This is a genomic window from bacterium, assembly GCA_040753555.1.
In the GTDB taxonomy this organism is placed as follows: Bacteria; UBA9089; UBA9088; order UBA9088; family UBA9088; genus JBFLYE01.
In genome coordinates this window covers 1-4813 of the sequence record JBFMDZ010000159.1, presented here as the reverse complement: position 1 = coordinate 4813, position 4813 = coordinate 1, and the positions used below count along the sequence as shown (strand labels likewise).

Below are 4813 nucleotides of genomic sequence, written 5' to 3'. Positions count from 1 at the left end.
TATTATTATTCTTAATAAGAAATAAATAAAGGAGTAATGACACAATGGCATTTATAAGGACAGTTAAGACGAAATCGTCAACCGGTCAAGTCAATGAGTATGTCAGAATTGTAGAGAGTTATTACCAGAAAGGTAAACGCAAACAAAGGGTAATAGCTAATCTGGGCAATGTAGTTGTCTTACGAAAGGATATAAAGCAGATTGTCAATGGCCTACTGCAAAAGGTAGGAGAAAAACCATTAATTTTTGCAGAAGACTTAAGGAACGAAGAGATTAAGGAGTATGGGGTACGATATCTTGCTTCTTTTATGTGGCAGGAATTGGGGTTAGGAGATTTGGTATACTCAAATAAAATTGGTTTTCAAGTGTCAACAACCTCTATTATCTGAAATTTTTTTGACAAGTAAGCTCTCTAATTCTCCTTTATAACTTCCAAAATTCTCAAAGAATTCATGAACTGCTGCCTTAAACTTATCAAATCTCTCATAGTATTTGCCTCTTATTACTTTATCCTTGAAGAATTTCCATACACGCTCAATTAGATTGAGATTAGGAGAATATGGGGGAAGGAATATGGGTTTTATCCTTAAAGTTTGTTAGATACTCTTTTATTTCCTCTGAATGGTAATATTTAGCATTGTCAGCTATTCCCTTGATATTTTTTGCCTTTGGGCTTGGCTTTTCTATTTTCTTAAAACAACTTCTTACAAGATAAGGAGTTAATTGTATCATCTTCTCTTTCTATAATCTTCTTTGTTTCTATATCTAGGGCACCATTTATGTTTATCCTTTGACGACCACTATTACTTAAAGTCTGCATTTCCTCTCCCTTTTCTATCCAGCCCCACCCTGGCATTGAGTTATATTGGGGGTGAACGGCATCTATGAAGTATATCTTATCATCTTTTTCCTTATTGGCTTTTAGTTCCTCATATTTCTTAACAAATGCTTCTTGTTTTTCTTTATTAGCCTTACAGGGAACCAATCGGGTTTTCTTGTATACAAATCCTAATCTATGTAAAAGATGAACCATTCCAACTTAAGGTATATTTTTTCCCAAATCTTTGTTTAACAATCTCACATATCCCCTTTGCAGACCTTATTAAATGCTTCTTTAGATGGTCTTTTAATTCTTCTTCTTGAGCTAAAGACAACTTTCCAGAATAGCCATTATAATTTACATCCAAGAGCTTATCTATTCCATTTTCCTGGTATATCTTCTTGTAATTGTTTATACTTACCTCATCCAAAAGCAACATCTTTTTTATCTCTTTATAGGTAAATCCAGAGTCTAATGCCAAGATACACTTAATACGGTCTGCTAACTTCTTTTCTTTTGTCTTCCTATGCAGACCTTTTAATTTGTCCCTATCTTCATCCTTAAGAAATTCTGCCATTCTACCTATTTATTCGGCATTTTTTACAAATTACTTAAGAGATAATTTTCTTTCTTACTTGAAATTTAATTGATTTTCAGTATATCTGCACCAGAAAGCTTCTGTCCTGTTATAAAATCCCTTCCAGCAATTGCTGTGGCAAAGGAATAGAGCTGGCCAATTCCAGGAAGACCTCTGACCACGGTTGAGACAACCCCCGATACTACCGACCATATCTTCTGATACCATTTGTTCTTCTTTGGCTGGGGAGGGGGTGGAGGTGGCTCTATTCTTTCTAGCGCCTCCTTGGGAATATAGGTCTGTAACTTATCGGTGGATATTTGTTCTACGCTTCTCTGGCCAAGAAGTCTAAGGTATTCATTGGTTGTGTCAAGGGTTGGAATAAACCTTCTTTCTAAGCCAAGGATAAGGAAGTCTCCTAGGCTTTCATTTCTTACTACCCTTGCCTTAAGGGGATCACTGGTTGGGATAGAGAGAAATTCACTATCAGAGACTACCTTTGCATCATTAGGCTTTAAGCTAAATATCTGCATTGTTCCTGTATCAATAAGATGCTTTGTTCCTGAGAAGATAAGGAAATAATCTTCTTTCTTTATTAAAGAAGGGACATTAGAATAGTATTCAACTGTCTTTATTAAGCTTCCATCGGGATATTTTATCTCAGGAAGGACATCACCGGTTGGAAATTGGGATAATTGCTCTGAGGTTAGCTCTGTAATAGATGTGCCATCAGGGGCATAGGCTTTAACACTATTATTGGGAATAAGCCTTTTCTTTCCATTCATTATGTAAAATGTGTAGTCCTGGTATTTGATAAACTTGCCCTCATAGGATTGGGGATTAAAATCTTGGGATTGGGTTTGGATATTGCTTTCTGAGGTCTCATAAGGGTTATACCAGGGAGGGGTAACCAGGGATGGGTCAAGGGATGAAGCAAGAGAGCCAGAATCAGATTTATTATCTAAAAATATGAAATCAGGAATATTTGCTAATTCACTAGATGAAAGATTGATTGAGGGGATTACCTCAATATTCTCAAACCTTAATGCCCCAGGGGAGGTTATGGTTTCTTGGGAGGGGTAAACCCCTAGGCTGTCCTTTGCCTCTCTTGCAAAGGTTGCGGTTTGGGTAAGCATTGATTATTCTTTCTTTAAAGATTTAGGACGGGGCCGCCAGGAGGGATCGCATTCAGCTCTTTTTGGAGTAAATGTAAGTCTTTTTAGATTTTTTCCATCTTTGTCAACAATATAAAGGTCTTTTACTAACCTCATAGGCTTTCCTTTCTCTCTTTCTATAACCCAACCTTCAAAAACAATTTTGCTTCCATCAGGAGACCAGCAGGGATCCCATTCCCTCATTTCTGGACCATTAGTGAGTAGTTTTCTGATATTACTTCCATCTGAATTCATGAGATAAATGGCATTATATTTTGATTGTTCTCTTATGGAGTAAAAAGCGATTGTCTTTCCATCAGGAGAAGGAACAGGATAATCATCTTGATTATTATTGGTCAATCTTTTTAACTCAGTGCCATCTATATTCATTGTGTATATTCCACTGTTTAAGTTTTTATGATCCCAAAATGTGAAAACAATTTTTTTACCATCGGGGAAAAAACGAGGAGATCCTTCACTATCATTGAGAGTAAATGTAAGCCTTTTTTGGTTCTTTCCATTTGCATCTATAATGTAGATTTCACCTACCCCTTCCTTCGGATTATCTCTTGCGGAGGTAAAAATTATCTTTTTGCCATCAGGTGACCAAGAAGCACCTCCCTCAAGATTTCCTTTTAGTTTATAGAGCCTTTTTTTCTTAATATCTGCAATGTAAATAAGGTAGCCCTTTTTTTCCGATACAGAACTAAACAGAATCTTGTTGCCATCAGATGACCAAGAAGCGCTATCTTCATCACTTGATGTTCCAAAAACCAATCGGATTTCATTCTCTCCATAGATGTCCATCATAAAAAGCTCTTGCCCTGGAATTTCTTCTCCTTGAGATGGAACTAGAGCATTAAATGTGATATATTCTTTTTCCTCCTCTATTTTAGAGATTTCATTGGAAAGCTTAATATCCTCTTTGCATCCAGAGAGAATAAGGCAAAGATAAAGAATAATTATCTTAGAAATTGTAAAGATCTTTGACTCCATTTTCAATTGCTTCAACTAACCATTGAGGAAGGTTAAATCCAGATATATGTTTTCTCTTTTCTATGTAATAATCAACATCTGCTTTAATGAGCTTCCATCCTGGAAGATTCGGTTTTGGCCATTCTGTATTAGAGGCAGTTGCATTAGGATCAGATCTCATGGAAAGATATTCTTTAATGGCATCTTTATATTTTTCTTCAACCAGTCCAAAATTCGTTGCCGCTGTATTCCAAATATAGCTCCCATAATTTGCTGATTTTTCTACTATGGAAACCATCCAGGTTGGGTCTAGCTCAAGGATTGCTTCCTTGGGTTTATTCCTTGCAAAATTATAGATCATCTTGAAAACCAACCAGGGTTCTTTGGTAGCTGGGTGCAGATCAAGGATAATATCACATATATCCTTGGCTATCTTTCCACATAGCTCTACATTATCTACCTTGAAATTATAATATTCACTAAGCAACTTCTTTGCTTCTTGAATCTTCTCAAGGTCGGTAAGTGGCTTTCCCCCTGCTTCTTTTTTCATTTTTTCAATTTCTGCCTCAAAATATAAGGCAAGATCACGATTGTCTACTATTCCATCCTGGTTTAAATCAGCATTTTTATAGCCAAAGATTATCTCTTTTAAGACCTTATCCTCCCAGCCAGGGTCTTTGCTTGTTTTTAAATAGGCATCCCTTACTTTAGCATCAGGGATTAAAAGCCTTATGTCCTCATTATCTATCTTTTTATCATGGTTATAATCATAGCGTTTATATCCTGGAATAACCCTAGACCCCCAATAATATCTACGCCTAAGACCCCACCATCTTCTTCTTCTTATTAAACCCCTTATGCTACTATTTTTCCATCCAGGATCTTTGTCTGTCTTTCCCAAATAAGCCTCTATTTCTTCAATTACTCTCTTATTTTTAGGAAATAGCCTTTTGATGTCCTTGGCATCAATCCTTCCATCCTTTTCAACATCCCATTGATTTATTCCCTTCTCTAATACCCTTATCTCTTCTCTGTCCTCCCAGCCAGGGTCTTTATTTGTCTTTCCTATTGCATCATTTAGGAATTTAAGGAAATCTCCATTTCCCTTTTTTGGCTTGCTTGCCCCTTGACTTACCCCATTTGAACTAATTGGCTCTGTCTGCATTTTAGCACCTCCAATTTTAAAGCTATAAGCTGTAAGGATTAAGGATTAAGCTTTTTAAAAAGGCCTGAAATCATTCTGCCAATCTCTTCGGCTTTATCCATCAATGCCTCACAGTTTTCTTT

General features: G+C 36.4%; 8 protein-coding genes. 1 reads left to right on the top strand and 7 read right to left on the bottom strand.

Annotated elements, in window-relative coordinates; genetic code table 11:
- The first annotated feature begins 44 nt into the window (after window positions 1-44).
- Window positions 45-389, top strand: coding sequence for a hypothetical protein (locus AB1630_10365; protein MEW6104192.1), 345 nt, complete (start codon window positions 45-47; stop codon window positions 387-389).
- On the opposite strand, the gene AB1630_10360 is transcribed toward AB1630_10365, so the two are convergent.
- From AB1630_10360 to AB1630_10330, 7 genes are all read right to left on the bottom strand, one after another.
- Window positions 369-539: a hypothetical protein gene (locus tag AB1630_10360; protein MEW6104191.1), complete on the bottom strand. Its 171-nt coding sequence runs from the start codon at window positions 537-539 to the stop codon at window positions 369-371. The two genes, AB1630_10365 and AB1630_10360, sit on opposite strands and share 21 nt — an antisense overlap.
- Before the next feature lie 10 nt (window positions 540-549).
- The gene (locus AB1630_10355) at window positions 550-732 is read right to left on the bottom strand and encodes a hypothetical protein (protein MEW6104190.1); all 183 of its coding nucleotides are present in this window, start codon (window positions 730-732) and stop codon (window positions 550-552) included.
- Window positions 692-1033 carry a winged helix-turn-helix domain-containing protein gene (locus AB1630_10350; GenBank protein MEW6104189.1) on the bottom strand — a complete coding sequence of 114 codons (342 nt, stop codon included), beginning with the start codon at window positions 1031-1033 and terminating at the stop codon, window positions 692-694. Before AB1630_10350 ends, AB1630_10355 begins: the two co-directional genes overlap by 41 nt.
- Window positions 1014-1397 (bottom strand): helix-turn-helix domain-containing protein, encoded by a 384-nt coding sequence (locus tag AB1630_10345; protein ID MEW6104188.1) that lies wholly within the window; start codon window positions 1395-1397, stop codon window positions 1014-1016. Before AB1630_10345 ends, AB1630_10350 begins: the two co-directional genes overlap by 20 nt.
- Before the next feature lie 65 nt (window positions 1398-1462).
- Window positions 1463-2533, bottom strand: a complete 1071-nt coding sequence (locus AB1630_10340; protein MEW6104187.1) for a pre-toxin TG domain-containing protein — start codon at window positions 2531-2533, stop codon at window positions 1463-1465.
- 3 nt (window positions 2534-2536) lie between these two features.
- Window positions 2537-3547, bottom strand: a complete 1011-nt coding sequence (locus AB1630_10335) for a hypothetical protein (GenBank protein MEW6104186.1) — start codon at window positions 3545-3547, stop codon at window positions 2537-2539.
- Window positions 3519-4691, bottom strand: a complete 1173-nt coding sequence (locus AB1630_10330; GenBank protein MEW6104185.1) for a hypothetical protein — start codon at window positions 4689-4691, stop codon at window positions 3519-3521. Before AB1630_10330 ends, AB1630_10335 begins: the two co-directional genes overlap by 29 nt.
- Window positions 4692-4813 lie beyond the last annotated feature (122 nt).

Coding starts and splice junctions, on each gene's coding strand:
- AB1630_10340 (MEW6104187.1), bottom strand. CDS start 2,533: ATGCTTACCCAAACCGCAACCTTTGCAAGAGAGGCAAAGGACAGCCTA.
- AB1630_10345 (MEW6104188.1), bottom strand. CDS start 1,397: ATGGCAGAATTTCTTAAGGATGAAGATAGGGACAAATTAAAAGGTCTG.
- AB1630_10365 (MEW6104192.1), top strand. CDS start 45: ATGGCATTTATAAGGACAGTTAAGACGAAATCGTCAACCGGTCAAGTC.
- AB1630_10330 (MEW6104185.1), bottom strand. CDS start 4,691: ATGCAGACAGAGCCAATTAGTTCAAATGGGGTAAGTCAAGGGGCAAGC.
- AB1630_10335 (MEW6104186.1), bottom strand. CDS start 3,547: ATGGAGTCAAAGATCTTTACAATTTCTAAGATAATTATTCTTTATCTT.
- AB1630_10355 (MEW6104190.1), bottom strand. CDS start 732: ATGATACAATTAACTCCTTATCTTGTAAGAAGTTGTTTTAAGAAAATA.
- AB1630_10350 (MEW6104189.1), bottom strand. CDS start 1,033: ATGGTTCATCTTTTACATAGATTAGGATTTGTATACAAGAAAACCCGA.